The following is a 19,747-nucleotide window of genomic DNA, read 5'->3' as shown; positions in this document are numbered from 1 at the left end:
GCCATGGGTAAGCCCGGTGCTTTTCTTGATATCGATCGCGTGACCCACGAGCTTCGCCCCGTGGAGGAGCGCAGCCGCGATTTCGATCCGCTGTACGTGGAGCTCGACGACGACGCGCGCCGTGCTCAGGCGAGCCGCTGCATGATGTGCGGCGTGGCGTTTTGCCAGATGGGCGCGAGCTTTGGCAAGGCGCGCCCGAGCGGCTGTCCGCTGCACAACTTGATTCCCGAGTGGAACGAGCTAGTGTACCGCGGCCGCTGGGATGAGGCTGCCGAGCGCCTGTCGCTCACCTCACCCATGCCTGAGTTTACGAGCCGCGTGTGCCCGGCGCTGTGCGAGGCCGCGTGCAACCTGGGTTCGGTCGACGGCCAGCCCACGACGATCCATGACAACGAGCGTGCGATCAGCGACCATGAATGGGCAAACGGCGGCCCGCGCCGCTTTGAGCCGGCAGGGGAGGATGCGCCCACGGTCGCCGTGGTTGGTTCTGGACCGGCTGGTCTGGTGGCTGCATGGGAGCTTGCGCGTCGCGGCGCCCGCGTGACGGTGTTTGAGCGCGACGACCGCCCCGGCGGTCTGCTCATGTACGGCATTCCCAACATGAAGCTCGAGAAGTCTGTGGTCGAGCGTCGCGTGGCGCTCATGCGCGAGCTGGGTATTGTGTTCGAGCTGGGCGCCGACGTGAGCGATCCCAAGGTTACCGCCGGGCTCGACGACTTTGACGCCGTCGTGGTGGCTGCCGGCGCCCGTGCTCCGCGTGGGCTTTCGGCTGCGAACATTGATGCCCCGGGCGTGGTGTATGCCGTGGACTACCTGACGGCTTCGACCGTCTCGGTGCTCGATGGCGGTGAGCCTGCTATTGACGCGCGCGGCCTGGACGTCGTGGTCATTGGCGGTGGCGATACCGGCAACGACTGCGTGGGTACCGCTGTGCGTCAGGGCGCGCGCAGCGTGCGCCAGTTTGAGTTCTTGCCGGCTGCGCCCGATAAGCGCGCGGCAGGCAACCCCTGGCCGCAGTGGCCCAACGTTAAGAAGACCGATTACGGCCAGCAGGAGGCTATCGCTGCGATGGGTGGCGAGATGCGTGCCTGGGCCGTGGATACACTCGAGGTGCTGCTGGACAAGAAGGGTGCGGCTGCGGGTCTGCGCGTGGTCGATCTGGACTGGTCGGCGGGAAAGCCCGAGCGCATCGCGGGCTCCGAGCACGAGGTGCCGGCGCAGCTGGTGCTCATCGCCTGCGGCTTTACGGGTCCGGAGCACGGCGTGTTCGATGCGGTGAGCGTGCCTGTTGCCACCGCTGGTCGTCCGCTGCCGGTGATGGCTGCTGAGGGCTCGCATCTCGCGGCTCGCACGGAGGGTGTCGCCGCGGATGCCGCGCCGGTGTATGTGGCGGGTGATGCCCGCAACGGCAGCTCGCTCGTGGTGAGTGCCATGGCCGATGCCCTGGCCTGTGCAGCCGAAGTCGCCGAGGCGCTGGAGCTGTAAAGTAGTCACGGAGATATTCAACAATCGAATCGGCAAGGGCTGTCCCTAACTGCCGGCACAAAAGGAACGTCCCTAAGTGCCGACAGTTAGGGACGTTCCTTTTCTGTCGGCATTCGGGGACACTCCTTGCGGATTTGCGAGCAGTTTGCTCGTTTGTCGACGTGCGGGTGTTCATTTGTTGACTTCTTGAGCTGTGGTCACCTGTTGTTTCTGTGGTGGCTGCGGGCATCTGGCTCAAAAGGGTTGGTTGGCTGTCTATGTCTACCTGCGATTTTGTTGCGGTGCGCATTTTCGGTCAAGCTTTTCGTCAAGTGTTTGGTCAGCATCTGGTTTGCAGTCGAAGGCCTATTTTGCCCGCGCTTGCCTCGGTTGCTCGCCCTCCTCGTAAGCTCAAATTGAGGTCCATCAGTTTGAGGAGGATGCCATGACTGACCAAGTTTTTGACCGAGCAGAGCTGGCTGGAGCCGTCGGCAGCGATATTGCCGACATGGCTCACTTTTGGATGCTGCGGAAGTTTCAATTCCTGGAGCCGGCGCGCGAGCAGTTCGAGATTATCGTCGATCCGTGGCTCAGCTATTGCGAGGAACCTTCTCAAAACGAAATCATGGCCTACAACATGGCGTTTACCGATTGGCTGCTGTTTGAGCGCCCCTATTACCACGGCAAGACGCTGTTGGAGCTGTATGTGGACGAGCCGCCAGCGTCAATTTCTCCTGCTTCGCTCAGGCGACTTAAGCAGATGCGTGACACGCAGTATTTCTCGCGCTTTGGCATTTTGGACAAGGATCCCGCGACTGGCATGGTCGTGCTGAAGGACGCGCGCACCGACCGTCGCTTTGACGTTTACGACCCACATATCGTGCAAAAGGAGCACTGGAACGATGGCGCAATTGCGGTGCGACTCGCGTGCGTCGACGATGTCTGGCTGACGGCGGGGCAGCTCTACCTGTATGACATCGCGCGCCTGAGCGACACGGCGGTCGACGGGCCGGGCGCGGTGCATCCCGAGGACCTGGAGGACGGTTTCGACACCTCGTGCATCAGCTTCTTTTTGCGCCTGGTCCGCGACATCATGGGCGCCCAGGGGCGGTACGTGAAGTCGCTCAATATTTACGAGCAGGAATGGGAGTAGGGGATGGGCAGTTGTCGCCTGCCTTGCCTTCTGCCTTTGTGTCTCGATCTGTAACGTTTAGGGGCGAAAAACCGGTCTACCTGTTACAGAACGAGACGAATGCTTGGGCGCCGCTGGTTTGTCTAAATCTGTAACGTTTAGGGGCCTGGAGAACGTCTAACTGTTACAGAACGAGACGTTTGGCACCTGGTTGGGGGAATGTCTAAATCTGTAACAGCTACAGGCCAAAATTCGACCTACCTGTTACAGATTGAGACGGAAGGTTGGCGGCTGCCGAAAGATCTTGTTCTGTAACAACTAGAGGCTCAAAGACTGTCTTCCTGTTACAGATCAAGACATTTGTCAGCGGAGGCAAAGGTGACGATGGTCCATTTGTCTGACGTGGTGGTGATGAAAGTGCCTAACACCGTTCTCAAACACAAACATGCGACTCGCAACACGTTGGCGCGGAATAGGATGCTCGCGCGGCTCACGGAGACGGCCAAGCAAGGTGCGCTGCTCGCAACGCATGACAATACCGAGCTCATGTGGCTGCGACGCCATGTTGGAACCGACGATATCGCGGAGCCCGAGCCGTATTTGTTTTGCTTTCAACATGATTGGGGTGTACTGACGCCGGCGGAGCGAGCGCTGCGTACCGTCAAAGGGCTTGCGGAGTTTCATCCAGATTGGGCGTTTTGGGGTTATGACGCGGCCCTTTTGTGGGGTCTGGAGGTGCCGAATGATCTGCTCGGGCCGCGATTTCTTGTTAAGACAGGTTGCTCGGTGCCGCTGAGTGCAGGATGCCGACTGTCGCGTCCGCAGGCGGCGGGTGCGCTTGAACAAGTCGACGGCGTGCGGGTGACGCCGTTTTGGCGCACGGTAGAGGATTGCCTGCTGCGCGCGCCGTTTTCGTATGGCCTGGCGATTGCCGATTCTGCGTTGCGAGCAAAGGGCGTATCGCGCGATGACCTGTGCGAGCGCCTCCGCGCCGATTGCGAGGGCAGGCGAGGGTATCGCAGGGCAAAGGTGATTGCGTCGTATGCAGACGGGCTGTCCGAAAACGGCGGCGAGTCTCGGTTCCGAGCATTCTTTATTGCGTACGGCTTTCCGGTTCCGGAGCTGCAGGTGGAGTTTCGCGACCCGCTCGATCCGAGCCAGGTGTTTCGCGTCGACTATTTTTGGCGGCTCGAGGACGGAACGTGCGTGATTGGCGAACTGGACGGAAAGGGGAAGTACACCCTGCAGAGCGGCGAGAGCCGGGAGTCGGTCGACCCATTCGTGGCAGAGCGTCAGCGGGAATCTCATCTGACAATGCTCGGGCATAAGGTGCTTCGGTTTATGTTTGATGAGCTCAAGAATCCGGGGAAGCTGGTTGAGAAGATGAGGCTGGCGGGTATTCCGCGACGGCCCGATTTGGCTGAGGAGTGGAGACGTCAGTGGTATGGGCGCTGAGAGGTTTCGTCTCGATCTGTAACGTTTAGAGGTTGTTTGAGCTCGTAATTGTTACAGATCGAGACAAGTCGGTGAAACGTCGACCGAATGTCTCGATCTGTAACATCAAGGGGGCCAATAACCCTGTACCTGTTACAGATCGAGACATTTCCCTGGTGTCGTTGGGGTGGGGCTGCAGCGTATTCCGTCTCCCACATCCCCTCTTCCTTCCGTTAACCGATATGCTCGACTTTAGGTCGCTGCATTAGGTGATAATGGACAAATGTTCAAGTTAATCGTGAGGGAGGAGCTCGATATGGCATCTGCCGATCGTTCCACGTTGTTTATCAATGCGACCATTCTGGATGGTTCGGAGCATATGGAGCCGCAACCCGATATGGCCGTGACTGTTGAGCGCGGCGTCATCACCTGGATGGGGCCGAGTGCTGTGGCGCAGGCGCCTGCAGGTGCCGAGGTTATCGACCTGGGTGGTGCGTATCTCATGCCCGGTCTCATCAATATGCACGTGCACCTGTGCGGCTCGGGCAAGCCGGTTTCGGCGGGCGATGCGGGCGCGCTGATGAAGAAGCTCGATAATCCCGTGGGGCGCGCCATCGTGCGCCATATTCTTAAGGGCAGTGCCCAGCAGCAGCTGGCAAGCGGCGTGACCACGGTGCGCGGCGCGGGCGACCCGCTGTTTGCCGACATTGCCGTGCGCGACGCTATCGACGCCGGCAAGTATCAGGGTCCGCGCCTGGTAGCGCCGGGAACGGGCGTCACGGTGCCGGGCGGCCATGGCGCGGGCTTGTTCGCCCAGGTGGCCAACAGCCCCGTCGAGGCAGCCGAGCAGGTGAGAGACCTGTATGCGCGCGGCGCCGATGTCATCAAGCTGTTCGTGACGGGCGGTGTGTTCGACGCTACCGAGGTGGGCGAGCCGGGCGTGCTGCGTATGCCGGTAGAGGTTGCCGCGGCGGCGTGCAAGGCGGCGCATGAGGTGGGCCTGCCGGTTATGGCTCATGTCGAGAGCACCGAGGGCGTGAAGGCCGCGCTTGAGGCCGGTGTCGATACGATCGAGCACGGTGCCCCGATGACTCCCGAGATCCTGGAGCTGTACCGTGGCGCCGCGGGTACACAGCTTGAGGGGCGTGCGCCGAGTGTGACCTGCACAATCAGCCCGGCGCTGCCGTTTGTGTTGCTCGACCCGGAAAAGACCCATTCGACTGACACGCAAAAGAAGAACGGCGACATCGTGTGCTCGGGCATTATTGAGAGTGCTCGTGCGGCGCTGGATGCCGGCGTTAAGGTGGGCTTGGGCACGGACTCAAGCTGCCCGTTCGTGACGCAGTACGACATGTGGCGCGAGGTGGCCTATTTTGCCAAGTACGTGGGCGTGAGCAACGCCTTTGCGCTGCATACGGCCACGCAGGTCAATGCCGAGCTCCTGGGGCTGGGCGGCGAGACCGGCACGATCGAGTGCGGCAAGGCCGCCGATATCCTGGTGACGCGCAAGAATCCGCTCGATGACCTGTGCGCTCTGCGTGAGCCGATACATGTGATGTGTCGCGGTGATCTGGTACGCAAGCTCAAGGTGAAGCGTATTCCCGAGGTGGACGCCGAGCTCGACGCGATTATGGCCATGCCTGCCGAAGCGCTGGCCGAGGAGCTGGCCCGCGACGGTGTGGCGTAGATGTGACAAAGGTGCAGCTCCGTTGCCGCATACAAAAAGCCGAGGTCTCAACACGAGGCCTCGGCTTTTTTATCGAACAAATACTTAAGATTTGGGACAAACAAACCTGATTAATTTGTCCCGCGTGCGGGCGCTAGGAGCGGGTTTCCATCTTGGCGTGGCACTTGGGGCAGGTGACGCGGATCTTGCCTTTGCCCTTGGGAACGGAGAGCATCTGGCCGCAGTTGGGGCACTTGAGATAGGCCGTGGTTTTGCGGCCCTTCCACATCTTCTTGGCCGTGTGCTTGGCACGTTCAAAGTCTTCCTTGCTAGTACCGGCTGCACGCGAGGCGTTGGCCGCTGCAGCTCCACCGCCCAAGCTAGCTACAAACTTGCCCAAGCCGGGTACGTTTGCAGTCGCGGCGACAAAGGCCTCGTTCTCCTTGTGACGTGCGTCGATATTTTTGGACAGGCCGCGCAGCACGCCAATCACGATTACGGCGATGGCAATCCAGCTGAGCCACTGGATGCGGGCTATCGATCCGATCATCGCGATGACGATGCCGGCAAAACCCATCACGATGGTGAGTTCATCGGCACCATTGCGACCCTTCATAAAGTCATTCATGCAAATTGCCTTTCGTTCGATATGCTGCACGCCTTTATACCCGATTTAGAGCAAGGGGGACAGGTCAATCTGCACCAATGTGGTGCAAACGTACCTGTCCCCGATACACCAAGATGGTGCAAAGCAGTCTGTCCCCAATGCCCCAATTACTTGGAGAGCTTGTCGACGACGCGTTCGATCTCGGCGAGCTTGGCGGCTTTGAGGTCTTCGTCGCCCGATTCGATTGCCGAAGTCACGCAGCCCTCGATATGCGCCTTGAGCACGTCGGCGTTGATGCGCGCAATGAGCGCCTGCGTTGCCATGAGCTGCGTGGAAATATCGACGCAGTAGCGGTCCTCCTCGACCATCCGCAGGATGCCGTCGATCTGACCGCGTGCCGTCTTGAGCATGCGGGTCACCGATTTATGGTCTGCCATCATGGCGGGTCCTCGTTTCTGGTCGGGGGGGGTACGTGCGGGTCGTTACGCGGCGGTCACCGAAAGGGCGTGGAACTTCTCGCCGGCGCCCTCGACGGCGGCAGCGAGCTGCTCGGCGGTCACGGTGTCGGCGCACTCCACCTGTACGGTCTGAGTCTCGTGGTCGGCGTCGGCGTCGGTCACGCCTGCCACGTTGAGCAGTGCCGTCTCGACAGTAGCATCGCAGTGGCCGCACATGAGGCCGGAAGTCTTAATTTTGTAACGCATGGGTGTACTCCTTATCGATTGAGAATATCTGACAGTTTAGTCGTGAACAGCGTCATCTTAAAGGTTTGCTGAGGTGCCCGAGATTGCCCCGAAAGAGGAGCGAAGCGTACTTGGGTACGCGAGCGACGGTTTGAGGGGCAAGGTCGGGTGCTTCAGCGCGCCGTCTTGGGCTTAAAGGATTTCAGGCGCAGTGCATTGCTTACGACGCACACGCTCGACAGGCTCATGGCCGCGGCGCCAAACATCGGCGAGAGCTGCCACCCGGTGAGCGGGAAGAACACGCCCGCCGCCAGCGGAATGCCGATGCCGTTGTAGAACAGTGCCCAGAACAAGTCCTGCTTGATGTTGCGGATCGTGGCGCGCGAAAGCTCGATGGCACGGGCGACGTCCATGAGGTCGCTGCGCATGAGCACCACGTCGGCGCCTTCCTTGGCGATGTCGGCACCGGTGCCGATGGCAAGGCCCACGTCGGCGCGCGCCAGGGCGGGGGAGTCGTTGATGCCGTCGCCCACCATGGCCACCATGCTGCCTGCGTCCTGCAACTCGCGCACATGGCGCTCCTTGTCGGCGGGAAGGACGTCGGCAATGACCTGTTCGCTGCTCAGCCCCACGCGGCGGGCGATGGCCTCGGCCGTCACGCGGTTGTCGCCGGTGAGCATGCGCACGTCGACGCCAAGCGAGCGCAGTGCGGAGATGGCCCCGGCGCTTGTCTCCTTGACCTCGTCCGCCACGGCGATGGTACCGACAAGCTCGCCGTTCTTGGCAAAGAACAGCGGCGTCTTGCCCTCGGCAGCGAACTGCTCGGCAAGACCGGCGGGCACCTCCGCGCCCAGCTCGTTCATCAGACGCACGTTGCCGGCTGCGATGATATTCTGCCCCTCGCGCGCCGTAACGCCTCGTCCGGGTACGGCGGCAAAGTCCTCAACCGCGCGAGCGACAATGCCGCGTGTCTCGCACTCGGCCATAATCGCCTCTGCCAGCGGATGCTCGCTCTGGCGTTCCAGCGCAGCGGCAAGCTTCAGTAGCGCCTTCCCGCTCATCGTGGGAGAGCCGTCGGCGCGCGTCGCCACCACAATGTCCGTCACGCAAGGTTTGCCGCGGGTGACGGTGCCTGTCTTGTCGAGCACGACGGTGCCCACGCTGCGCAGGTTCTCCAGTGCCTCGGCGCTCTTAAATAGAATGCCCATTTCAGCGCCCTTGCCGGTGCCCACCATAATGGCGACGGGCGTGGCCAGACCCAGTGCGCACGGACAGCTGATCACCAGCACGGCCACGGCGGAGGTGAGCGCTTCGTTCATACTGCCGGTCAGTGCCATCCACGCCGCAAAGGTCGCGGCCGAGATCACAAACACCACGGGTACGAACACGCCGGCGACCTTATCGGCCATACGGGCGATGGGCGCCTTGGTGGCGTTGGCGTCCTCAACGAGCTTGATGATTTTGGCGAGCGACGTGTCGGCGCCCACACGCGTGGCGCGGAAGGTAAACGAGCCCGTGCGATTGACGGTGGCGGCGTTGACGGTGTCGCCGGCGGTCTTCTCCACGGGGATGGACTCGCCGGTGAGCGCGCTCTCGTCCACGGCCGAGCTGCCCTCGAGCACCACGCCGTCGACGGGGATGGACTCGCCGGGGCGCACGCGCAGGACCTGGCCGGGAAGGATGCTGTCGACGTCGACGGTGGTTTCGGTGCCGTCATCGGCAACGACGGTCGCGGTTTTGGGCGCCAAGTCGATGAGTGCCTCGATGGCGCCGCCGGTTTTGGACTTGCTGCGCGTCTCGAGGTATTTACCCACGGTGACGAGCGACAGGATCGTGCCCGCACTCTCAAAATACAGGTTGTCCATGCCCGTCATCATGGCCTCGTGGACCTGACCCGCGGCCAGCTGGTCGGCCATGATGAACATGGCGTAGAGCGACCAGGCAATGGACGCGGTGGCGCCGACGGCGATGAGGGCGTCCATGGTGGGCGCGCCGTGCGCGAGTGATTTAAAACCGTTGATAAAGTACGCGTCGTTGACGTAGACGATAGGGATGAGCAGGACGAGCTCGGTGAGGGCGAGCGTCATGCTGTGGGTGTGGTCGGTGAAGACGCCAGGCAGCGGCCAGCCGAGCATATGCCCCATACCTATATAGAACAATGGGATGAGGAAGACGATCGAGGCGATGAGGCGGGTGCGCATGGCGGAGGCGGCGGCCTCCAGCTTTTTGGTGGGCGGCTCCATATGGGCGGCACCGGACCTGGCTTGTGCGCTGCCGCTTGGGCCGGCGTCGCCCGCATCGACGGGCGAGGCAGAGTACCCTGCGCGATCGACAGCGGTGCAGATATCGTCGGGGGTGACCTGCGCGGGGTCGTAGTCGACCAACATGGAGCCGGCGAGCAGATTGACCGCGACGCTCTGGACGCCGTCGAGCTTGCTCACGGCGCGGTCCACGTGCGCCTGGCAGGCGGCGCATGTCATGCCGCCCACGTCGAACTTATCTTGAGCCACGACTTCTCCTTTCCGTGGCGAAGTGTTGGAAATGTTAACCTGCCGATACTATACACCCATACCCCCAGGGGGTGTTCAGTAATAGTTTGAATGTATGACTTTTCATTACAGATGAGGGCGGCTGCTCAATCGGTGGCCGTCTCTGCCAAACATCTCGATTTGTAACATCTGGACCGGTTTTTCAACCATAGCTGTTACAGATTTAGACAAACATTTCAGCCGAAAACTAACGTCTCGATCTGTAACAACTAGACCCCGTTTTACCGAGTATTTGTTACAGATCGAGACAATCTCGGAGCAGATGCCCCGGGCATACAACGTAAAACGCCGGGGCGCCCGCGTGATGGGCGCCCCGGCGCATGCTGGGCAGGGTTTGCGAAGCGGTGGGAGGGAGGAGAAGCCGTCCTCCTGAAATCCTTACTCCTGACGACGCTTCTTGTCGGTCAGGAAAACGCCAGCGGCTACGAGCACGACACCTCCGATGACAAACGTCTCACCGGTGAGCGCAGCATTGTCGCCTGTGGTGGGAAGTGCCGAGTTGGCGGCCGTCTTGGCGTTGCCGGTAGACGGCTTTCCAGCAGCCGGCTTAGCGGCAGCCTGCGTGATCTTGGCCTGCTCGGCCTTCGCTGCCTCTTGCTCCTGGCGGGCGATCTCGTCCTTCAGGGCTTGCTCGGCGGCTACGCGTTTTGCCTTCGCCTCGTTGTAGGCATTGAGCGCTGCGGTGTAGGCGGGCGTCGCAGCATCAAGGTCTGCCTGAGCGGCATCAAGTGCGGCCTTTGCGTTATGTTCTGCCTGCTTGGCGGCGACGCACTTGGCAAAGAGGGCATTGAGCGTATCATTCGCGTTTGCATCAGAGCCAGTAGCAATGCCGTTTTCGACGTTGATGGACTTTAGCTTTCCGAGGGTAGCGACAGCGGCATCCGATGCGGCCTGAGAATTCTCGATCGCCTGTTCGGCGTTCGCGATGGCATCATTTGCCGCACCAAGGGCGACTCCGGCCTCAGTCACTGCTGCGTCGGCGTCCTTCTTGGCCGCCTTGGCCGCGGTAAGATTGTTGGCCGCGTTGCTCAGGGCGTCGGCATGGGCCTTCTTTGAAGCAAAGTCGTTTTTCGCCGTGGTCAGATCGCTCGCAGCGTGCTCCGCGGTCGCCGCCTTGGCCTCGGCGTTGTCCTTCGCGGTGTCGAGGGCCTGCTTCTTGGCAGCCGCGTCGCGCTCCGCCTTTTCGAGAGCACTCTGGGCAGACGTCTGGGCTGCCGTGGCTTCATCAAGCGTTTGATGGGCCTTGTCAGCCTTTTCCTGAGCCGCAGCAACATCGGCAGAATACTTGGCAAGTTCCTTCTTTGCATCTTGCAGAGCCTGCTGCTTTACGAGAGTTTCTGCCTTGGCGTCATCAACCTTCTTCTGACTCTGAGCGGCTTGCTCTTGCGATGCCTTAAGCTCGGCGCGCTTCTGGTTGACGACCTGCTCTGCGGTCGCCACGTTACTTTGGGCGGCTTTGACCTGGTCTTCGGCTTCGGTAACTTTTCCGTTTGCCTTGGCGAGATTCTGCTCTGCTAGGGCAACAGCGGCGGCGGCACTTGCTACGCTGTCGTTCTTGGCGGCAAGGTTGCTGTTCGCGGTATCAACGTCTTCCTGCTTTTGAGCGACGAGGGTCTCAGCTACCTTTACGGCATTGGCTTTCGATGCCGCTGTGCTGCGCTTTTGTTCAAGGTCCGTCTTTGCGGCGGCGAGCTTTTCGCTGACTTTGGAGAGGCTCAGCTGATACTGATCAAAGAGATTCTCGAGTTCATCGATCGAGTATTCTTTCTCGTACGAACCGTAATTGTTGTCGATCTCCAAGACGAACACATACGGCCAAAGGGTTCCGCGCGAGTTGATGCCGTATCCCATGGTTTTGGCGTTAGGTTGTACGATATTCAAATAATGGCCGACGGTGCCAAAACCCACGCCTTGGGCTCCGAATTCGGTACCGTGACTCCAGAAAGTCTTCCAAGCATCTTTGGGGGCAACGTTGCCAAGGCCGGCTTTCGCTGCAGCATCGTCAAATATTTTCTTTTCGCCATCAACCCATTGGTGCGCGATGTTTTCTTTCGTGCTGAAGTTCCAAGCGGCATTTTCAAATCCGGCATAGTCTGAGTGCCCCTTCGTTGCGTCGGAGTAATTGGAATCAGACTGAGCGATTGCCATTTGCTCTGCCGTTACCTTAAGCTCGCTAAGGCCGACGCTTTTGCGATATTCATTAATTTCGCGCAGCTTGTTAAACGATAGCTTGGCGTTGTCGAGTGACGTGCCGTCTTTTTTATCGCCAATGGTCGTCGGGTTTTTATCGCTCTGCCTATAGATGATGTTTGCAGCGTCGTTGGCGCCGATGAACTGGTAGAAGCCGATGACGCTCTGCGCCTCCGCCGTCGTTGCCTTATCGGTTGCCGCCTTGCACGTATCGTATGCTTTCTGTGCATCGACAACGGCTTGATCGGCGGCCGCCTGGTTTGCCTTGGCAGTTTCGAGCGCCTTGTCTGCCTGCTCCTTCTCGGCTTTTGCCTGGTCGACTTGTTTCTGAGCGGCCATTGCCTTTTCCAGTTCGGCATCATGTGCCTGCTTTGCCGAGGTCAACTCCGATTGCGCCGCATCGGCTTTCGTCTGGGCTGCCGTTACATCATGTTCGGCTGCTGCGACTGTCTGCTTCTTGGCTTCGAGCTCGCTTTCGGCGCCGGTGAGGGCGTCCCGCTTGGATGCAACGTCGCTATTTGCCTTAGAAAGGCCTGCTTCGGCAGTCGCCTGCTGCCGTTTCGCCTGGTCGAGTGCGCTTTGGGCAGCATCGACCTTTGCCTGGGCGGCGTCATACTCCGGGCCCTCGGCGCCTGCCTTTGCGGCCGCCAAATCGGCTTGTGCGCTGTCGCACGCTGTCTGTGCCGCGACTACCTTACCATCCGCGGCGTTCTTTTCCTGCTGAGCGGAAGCCAGCGTGCCTGCCGCTTCGTCGTAAGCGCTCTGCGCGGCGCTCTGAGCCTGCTGGGCATCGGCGAGCGCGGAATCGGCAGTGGCCTTCGCAGCCTTTGCTTGATCCAGAGCGGCCTGCGCATCTGCGGCAGCTTGCTTGGCGACCTTGATTTCCTCCGGCGTTGCGTTGGCGGCTGCCTTCTGGGCTGCCTCGAGCTTGGCCTGCGCGTCGGCTGCCGTCAGCTTTGCGGCATCAAGGACCTTCGACTTGTCCTCGGCGTCGGTCTTGGCTGCATCGAGCTTTCCCTGGGCATCCTTCAGCGTGGCACTGGCGCTGTCGGCCGCCTTGACGCTTTCATCGAGCTGGCGAGCATATTCGGCGCGCGCGGCGGCCTCTGCCTGCGAATTATCGGAGACGGAGACGTCATAGGTGCTTTGTGCGTTGTCGCGTGCCGCCTGCTTTTCGGTATAGGGGGCAGCCACCGTGTCGTAGTCGGATTTGGCGTCTGCCTCGGCAGCCTTTGCGGCGTCGATCGCAGCCTGCAAGTCGGCAATCTTCTGGGCGTCTGCCTTTATTGCGGAGCCTGCCGCCTCGCCGGCGTGGACAGCAAGCGGGGACATGATCGCGTCCTGTGCCGTGGTATCACTCACATCGTTGGCAAATGCCGAGAACGGCGCGAGCAGCGACGAGCCGGTCATAGCGATGGTGGTTGCCGCGGTGACGGCGAGTCGTGTTGCCTTGTGGCCCGAGAATGTGGGGCGAGGCTTGGCGTCGCCTGAGACTTCCGAGTGTTTAGGTGCGTACTTTGTCATTTCTTCTCCCAATCGTTGAAGGGGTACCTACGACAATTCGTACGTTACGACCGCCGAAAGGGCTCCTGTTGCGCAACATTGGCAAGGAAACATCGACGCACTTGAGTCACATTTATGAGGTGGAGTTCTCGGCAAGCTAATGTCTCGGTCTGTAACATCTGGCACCAAATATGACCTCTAACTGTTACAGATCGAGACGGACCGTCCGCGGTCAACTCAAATGTCTCGTTCTGTAACATCTAGAGAGGTTTTTAACCCCTTACTGTTACAGATTGAGATGTTGTCTCGCGGGGCTGGGGTTTTGTCTCGTTCTGTAACATCTAGCCCCAGTTTTGCCGAGTAGATGTTACAGATCGAGACAATTGCCGGGGAGGGGTCCCGTCACGGCAAGATGCCCGCTGCTTAGATGCAAAATCCGGGGATCACACAGGTTCGCTTGTTTGGCTTTTCCGCAGGCGTTGCGTACGTAAAGACGTCGCCGTCGTGCCCCACGCGGTTCATATAGAGCGTGCCTTCGCTCTCCGATGTGTCGGGGCTCACCGTGCGCTCCCACCAACAGGTGTCCTTGCCCTTCCACTGGCGGACCATCGTCTCGTTCGTGGAATACGGGCTCACCTTGAGCTCGCGGAAGAGCTGGTACTCCTTGCCCTCGCCGTTGTAGATGTCGGCCAGGTAGTGAAAGCCCTCGGCAAATGACTCGGGCGGTTGCGTACCGCACAGCTCGACCATGGCGGGCAGCCAAAGGGTTGCGGGCAACTCGCTCAGACACGCTGCGCTGTTGGCGGCGCCCACATTGTTCGAGACCTTCTTGACCCCTTTAATGAGTGCACGCAACTCGCTGGGCAGCAGCTTAAGGCCGTCGCCGTTGAGCCATTCCCGCAGCTCGCAATCTGCCCAGCCGGCGCTTAACGGTTGGGCCGCGGCGTCGCGTTCGGCAATGCCGGCATCGAACATAAACGTCAGTCCAGCCTTGCCCGTCCCGTCCAGAAGCTCGTCGTGGCGGATGCCCACGAGCTGCGCGCCGACCTGCAGCCCGTTGGTGAGCGTGACACGCTTGGTACATGGATAGGGGATATGCCCGTTGTCATCGAGCAGATGGTAGCGCTTGGCAATCTCGCGTGCCTCGCTACGGGTCTCGGCGGCCTTGATCTTGAGCGAAATCTCCTGCAGCTGATCCCAGGTGTAGTCGTCAAGCGAACCGCGGATGCCGTCCAGGTAGTCGGGGATGCCAAAGCCATGGGTTGCCGCCCCGATAACGCCGAGCCCCGCAACGGCCGCGACAACGCCACCGATAATAAAGCGGCGGCGGGTCATGGCATCGTGCCGGGCCCGCTCCAGAATCTCTCGCGCTCGCTCGCCGGCGACGTCGACCTTAAGGTGTGTACTGGAGTCGATGTCGATTGCGGCGTCACTGCCCGCGCCTTCGCGGCCTTCGGATTCGGAATCGGTGAGGTATGCCGAGAACACCTCGAGCATCTGCTGCTCGGTGGGACGATCGCACTGCTCGACTGAGAGACCCTTCATGATGATTTGGACGAGCGCTTCATCGCCCTCGCAGCGCGGCTCGAGCGGTGCCGGCTTGGTCTTGGTCTTTACGAGATAGAACGAGCCGGTTGCAGCGGCGTCCGTCGACTCAAAGTCAAACGGTTTGCGACCGCTGTAGAGCTGGTACAGAACACTCGAAAGCGCGTAGACATCGATTGCCGGCGAACGGCGAAGGGCCGCGATGCCTTCGATATCCTGCGTGAGCATCTCGGGCGCGGCGTATGCGGGCGTGGCGAAGCGCCAGATGTCGGCGCGCCGGGTGATCGTATCGTCACCGAGGGCCATGGTCGCGGAGCCCATGTCGATGAGACAGGGGTCAAAGGAGCAATCGGCGATCTGTTGCTCGAGCGTTCGACTGGTGGTGCGGAACATGATATTGGCGGGCGACAGGTCGCGATGGACGACCGGATTAACGAGACCCTTGGTCATCAGGAGTGCGCGAAGCACGGCGTTTCCGACGGCGGCGACCATCTGGGTGGTCAGCCCGCCCGAGGCGTCGTGAGGAAGCAGGGGCAGCGCCTGCTTGAGTGAGATGCCCTCGACCCACTCCATGAGGATGAGCGGGTCGTCCTCGCACGATCCATAGCCATAGACGCGCGGAAATCCGCGCAGGTGCGAGACAGTACACAGATGACGGTACTCCTCGAACAGCGCAGCGGTGTTGGCCAGGTGCGCTGCCGATTGCTCGGCGGAGCGGTCGGGGGCTTGGCCGGAAAGGATGGCGTTGTCCTTGAGTAGCTTGACGGCAAAGACCTCGCCGCTCGTGTTGGTCGCGCGCAGCACGTGCCCGATGTTGCCGTTGTCGCGGTGGGCCGTCTGGAGAATAAGCGTCATAAACCGACGCTTGGCGTCGTCCTCGGCGCTGGGGTCGACCGCCACGGCGGTGTCGAACGTGTCAAGACGGATGAGTTTGTCGCCATAGGCGCTATCGGTAGTATCCATGGCGTTCCTTTGTCTGGCATGGGTTGCCGCGCGTATACGTGGGCAGTGCGGATATCGGTAAAATACCATGATAGCCGCACTACCCACGTATACCGTTGAGTATTGTCGTTTACGATGCAGAAGGTAGAAGACGAAAGACGGACGGCGACCGTCTTCCGATCGCTGTCCGTGCTAGTCCACAATGACAAGGAATGTCGTGTAGAGACCCAGATGGAGCCTGTCGCTGTTGGCGATTTCCACGGGGGGATAGACTTTGCCGGGTTCGCGTTGGTCGCGCGGCGGCTCAATCACAATATCGCCGTCGCCCGCGCCCGATTCGAGCACTGTGCCGTTGGTCGATCCAAGGCCCTGGGCGTACTAGTGCTCACCCTCGAGCCAAATACGAAGATGCTCGCGCGAGGCGTCGGCGCCTACATCGGTGATGCTGGGCGAGGTTTTGGGCAAAGAACCAATCACGGTGCCGCGCGGATCGCGTGTGAGGGGATGGATTTGCATGTCGGCGCAGTTGTCGGCATGGGTTCTGAGCAGACCGAGGTTGGGAGCGACGGTGTGCGGCTGCTCCAGGCTGCTCATAAAGCCACGTCCGACGGTAGTTTCGGTGGTGCCAAAGTGCCCGCCCGTCTTGCTGTCGCAAAAGCGCTCGACGGTGGCCACGCCCTGAACGGGATCGGCGAGCGCCCCCGTTGCCACAAAGAGCATAAGGTAAAGCGTGCTTTTCTCGCGCACGGCATTGCCGTCAAAGTTGTCGATGCGATTGAGGGCATTTGCATATAGGCGGCTGTCCAGCTTGTAGCTGGCGAGAGCCGACATCATTTCGTTGGCGGCCGGACCGCGATAGTGCTCGGCGATTGCCTGATAGGCGGACTCGCCGCCGCCGAGCTTGCTGCAGATTGCCGCGGAAAGGTTGAGCGTGGTGACGGTAAAGTCGCTGTAGATGGCGGGCGCGCACTGGTCAGGCTTGCGATGGACGATGTAACGGGTGAGATACGAGCGGTTGGAAGAGCATTTCTCGAGCAGGGTACTGCCGAGATAAGAGTCTCCATTGATAAGCATTCGGGCGATCTCGAGATGTTTAAGACCGCCGAACGAGCGAATATCGTTATAGAGGACCGAGCAAGGCGTCTCTGCTGCCACGGATACCTCCTTTGATTGCTTCCTAGCCAATATGGCGATAGGAATTAATGGCCCCCGGTGGGCGACGTATTAAATGGCTGCGCAATATATAGCGTAACCAAAGCAACATTATAGGCCACATGTTCGAAATTGCAGGAAGACTGAGAGATTTGGTTTGGACTGGACGGAAATCCCCTCTGTCTTGATCTATAACAATTAGGACCCGGTTTTGCCCTGCATCTGTTACAGATTGAGACAATCGGCCAGGCCCACCTCGTCCGCCTTGTCATCTGTGGTTTACGTGGGGGCATGCGAAGCACGGGTATACTAACCGGCGGCGAATCTGCTCCATCGCTTAGAGCTGCTGCGTCTGGACGGCGCGTGATAGGGCTGCCAAAGCGATCGCCAGCGTGCTGAGCAACGTCCTCTCTGTGCGCACCCGTTTTTGTATGTATTAGCGCACTACCAAGCACGCCAGCGCGGCCGCATGCCGTGCCCATAGCGCGTGCAGATAAGGAACAACAACATATGCGTAATTCTGTATCCGACGTCACCGACGCCGAGATTCTGGACGAGACCCGCGAGGCCATGACCCAGGCCGCCTTCGATGCCGCCGACGAGGCAAATGCTGCCCAGGCCGTCGAGTCCGCTACCGAGAGCCTGCCCGCCTTTGACGAGCTGGGGCTTTCGGACGAGATGCTTCGTGCTATTGAGAACCTGGGCTACACGGCGCCCACGCCCGTTCAGGCCGGCTCCATCCCCATGGTGCTCGAGGGCCGCGACCTGCTTGCCGCCGCTCAGACCGGCACCGGCAAGACGGCCGCCTTCTTGCTGCCGACCATGAACAATCTGGAGCACATCGCTCCGCCCAAGCCCGTGCGTGAGCGCGGCGGCCGCAACCGTCGTCGCGGCGCCAAGAAGCCCGAGGGCAACGGCCGCGGCCCCGTGATGCTCGTCATCACCCCTACGCGCGAGCTTGCCCAGCAAATCGACGAGGTCGCGAGCAAGATCGCCGACGTCACGGGCCATGTTGCCGTGACCGTCGTGGGCGGCGTGAGCTACAAGCCGCAGACTGCTGCCCTCAAGTACGGCTGCGATATCTTGGTCGCCACGCCGGGCCGTCTGGTCGATCTGATCGAGCAGGGTGCCTGCCACCTGGACGAGGTTAAGGTCCTGGTGCTCGACGAGGCCGATCGCATGCTCGACATGGGCTTTTTGCCCGCCGTTCGCCGTATTGTGCGCGAGACGCCGGCCGAGCGCCAGACGCTGCTGTTCTCGGCGACCCTCGACGAGGAGGCCGTGGGCGAGATCACCGACCTGGTGAGCGATCCGGCCCGCGTGGAGATCGCGCCCGCCACGTCGACCGCCGACACCGTCGACCAGTTTGTGTTCCCGGTGTCCATCGAGGCCAAGAACAACCTGTTGCCCGAGTTTCTCAAGAAGGAGGGCCCGGAGCGCACCATCGTCTTTATGCGCACCAAGCATCGCGCCGACAGCTGCTGCCGTCGTCTGGAGCGTAAGGGCATCAAGGCCGCCGCGATTCACGGCAACCGCAGCCAGGCCCAGCGCGAGCGCGCGCTTTCTGCCTTCCGCGACGGTACCGTCGACGTGTTGGTGGCAACCGACGTGCTCGCCCGCGGCATCGACATTAGCGACGTGCGCTACGTCGTGAACTTTGACGTGCCGGCCGAGCCGACCGACTACATCCACCGTATTGGCCGTACGGGCCGCGCCGGCGAGCTGGGCTGGGCCATCACGTTTGTGACCGAGCAGGACGTCGACGAGTTCTACGAGATCGAGAAGCTCATGGACAAGACCGCCGACATCTACGAGGCTGGCGACCTGCACGTGGGTCCCAACCCGCCCGCCGTTGACCCCGAGCGCGATCCTGCCGCCTTTAAGGTGAAGAAGAAGACCAAGCGCGGCAAGTCCAAGAGCAAGAAGAAGCTTGAGCAGGCGCGTCGCGACGGCAAGCGCAACGGCGACGATTACGGCGATGTTGCCGGTCGTTCCAACCGCGGTCGCAACGAGCGCCGCGGCGACGGCGAGCGTCCGAGCCGTCCCAAGCGCGGCGGCAAGACCCGCGTGCGCGAGGGCGTTCAGGCTCGCGTGGACGAGGCTGTTGAGAGCGTGGCTCGCGAGGTGGCTGCCGAGGAGCGTGCTGGTGCTGGTGCCGCTGAGCAGCCTGCGCGCGGTAACCGTGCCGAGCGCCGTGCCAAGCAGTTCCAGGGTGAGGCGCACCGCCGTCGCCGCGAGGACGAGGACCGTGGCGGCCGTCGTCGTGTCGAGCGCGAGGACGAGGGCCGCGGTTCGCGCGGTGGCAAGCGCGGCGCGGGCGACCGCCGTCGATCCGGTCGTGATGACGAGCGCGGCGGCCGTGATGAGCGTCGCGGCGGCGAGGGTCGCGGTGAGCGAGGTGCCCGTGGCGGTGAGTCCCGTGGCGGCAAGCGCTTTGAAGAGCGCGGTAGCCGCGGCGGCGAGCGTCGCGAGGGTGCTCGCGGCAATGGCGGCCGCGGCGGCGCTGGTCGTTCTAACGAGTCGCGTGATCGTCGTGACCCGCGTGCCAGCCGCGATCGTCGCGATGACTGGCGCAACTACGACGATACCCGCGATGAGCGTCGTGGTGGCTATCGTGGCGGGCGTGGCGGCAACCAGGCCGGCTCCCGTGGCGGCCGTGCCGGCGGTCGCGATAACCGTGGCAGCTATGGTAACAATCGTGGCGGCAATCGCGGCGGCAGCTCCCGTCGTCCCGGCGACGGCGGCGGCAAGCGCAAGTAACACCCACGTCGCGCGGTGAGGCGAGATGAGTTTGGGCCTCGAGCAGACTATGCTCGGGGCCCTTTTTAGTGCAAAGAGGTCAGGTTGATCTGCACCAACGTCTTGAAGTTGCGGTGGAAT

Annotated in this window: 12 protein-coding genes; 5 read left to right on the top strand and 7 right to left on the bottom strand. The window is 61.4% G+C overall.

Features of this window, described 5'->3' with window-relative positions; genetic code table 11:
* Nucleotides 1-3: 3 nt before the first annotated feature.
* From DWY05_RS01565 to DWY05_RS01550, 4 genes are all read left to right on the top strand, one after another.
* A complete protein-coding gene (locus DWY05_RS01565; protein WP_117820423.1) occupies nt 4-1,485 on the top strand; it encodes a glutamate synthase subunit beta in 1,482 nt (493 codons plus the stop codon).
* 424 nt (nt 1,486-1,909) lie between these two features.
* Nucleotides 1,910-2,617 carry a hypothetical protein gene (locus DWY05_RS01560; RefSeq protein ID WP_117820424.1) on the top strand — a complete coding sequence of 236 codons (708 nt, stop codon included), beginning with the start codon at nt 1,910-1,912 and terminating at the stop codon, nt 2,615-2,617.
* A 357-nt stretch (nt 2,618-2,974) separates the two neighbouring features.
* The gene (locus DWY05_RS01555; RefSeq protein ID WP_158563731.1) at nt 2,975-4,051 is read left to right on the top strand and encodes a hypothetical protein; all 1,077 of its coding nucleotides are present in this window, start codon (nt 2,975-2,977) and stop codon (nt 4,049-4,051) included.
* Nucleotides 4,052-4,346: 295 nt separating this feature from the next.
* The gene (locus tag DWY05_RS01550) at nt 4,347-5,717 is read left to right on the top strand and encodes an amidohydrolase family protein (RefSeq protein ID WP_233503969.1); all 1,371 of its coding nucleotides are present in this window, start codon (nt 4,347-4,349) and stop codon (nt 5,715-5,717) included.
* A 133-nt stretch (nt 5,718-5,850) separates the two neighbouring features.
* Here DWY05_RS01550 and DWY05_RS01545 read toward each other — a convergent pair whose 3' ends face one another.
* The 7 genes from DWY05_RS01545 to DWY05_RS01505 all read right to left on the bottom strand — a co-directional run bounded on the left by DWY05_RS01545 (nt 5,851) and on the right by DWY05_RS01505 (nt 16,870).
* Nucleotides 5,851-6,324 carry a hypothetical protein gene (locus DWY05_RS01545; protein WP_117820427.1) on the bottom strand — a complete coding sequence of 158 codons (474 nt, stop codon included), beginning with the start codon at nt 6,322-6,324 and terminating at the stop codon, nt 5,851-5,853.
* 146 nt (nt 6,325-6,470) lie between these two features.
* Entirely contained in the window at nt 6,471-6,743 is a 273-nt protein-coding gene (locus DWY05_RS01540) for a metal-sensing transcriptional repressor (protein WP_006235337.1), read from the bottom strand.
* Nucleotides 6,744-6,785: 42 nt separating this feature from the next.
* Nucleotides 6,786-7,007, bottom strand: coding sequence for a heavy-metal-associated domain-containing protein (locus DWY05_RS01535; protein ID WP_117794748.1), 222 nt, complete (start codon nt 7,005-7,007; stop codon nt 6,786-6,788).
* Nucleotides 7,008-7,159: 152 nt separating this feature from the next.
* Nucleotides 7,160-9,496: a cation-translocating P-type ATPase gene (locus DWY05_RS01530; protein WP_117820428.1), complete on the bottom strand. Its 2,337-nt coding sequence runs from the start codon at nt 9,494-9,496 to the stop codon at nt 7,160-7,162.
* 417 nt (nt 9,497-9,913) lie between these two features.
* Nucleotides 9,914-13,249 (bottom strand): CAP domain-containing protein, encoded by a 3,336-nt coding sequence (locus DWY05_RS01525; protein WP_117820429.1) that lies wholly within the window; start codon nt 13,247-13,249, stop codon nt 9,914-9,916.
* A gap of 402 nt (nt 13,250-13,651) precedes the next feature.
* Nucleotides 13,652-15,736, bottom strand: a complete 2,085-nt coding sequence (locus DWY05_RS01510; RefSeq protein WP_158558671.1) for a DUF6273 domain-containing protein — start codon at nt 15,734-15,736, stop codon at nt 13,652-13,654.
* Between the two features lie 357 nt (nt 15,737-16,093).
* Complete coding sequence (locus tag DWY05_RS01505; RefSeq protein ID WP_117820431.1) at nt 16,094-16,870, bottom strand: hypothetical protein; 777 nt, start codon at nt 16,868-16,870, stop codon at nt 16,094-16,096.
* A gap of 507 nt (nt 16,871-17,377) precedes the next feature.
* On the opposite strand from DWY05_RS01505, the gene DWY05_RS01500 reads away from it, so the two are divergent.
* Entirely contained in the window at nt 17,378-19,627 is a 2,250-nt protein-coding gene (locus DWY05_RS01500; protein WP_117820432.1) for a DEAD/DEAH box helicase, read from the top strand.
* Nucleotides 19,628-19,747 lie beyond the last annotated feature (120 nt).

This window comes from Collinsella sp. AF23-4AC, assembly GCF_003462685.1.
GTDB lineage: Bacteria > Actinomycetota > Coriobacteriia > Coriobacteriales > Coriobacteriaceae > Collinsella.
This window is presented reverse-complemented; position numbering and strand designations above follow the sequence as displayed.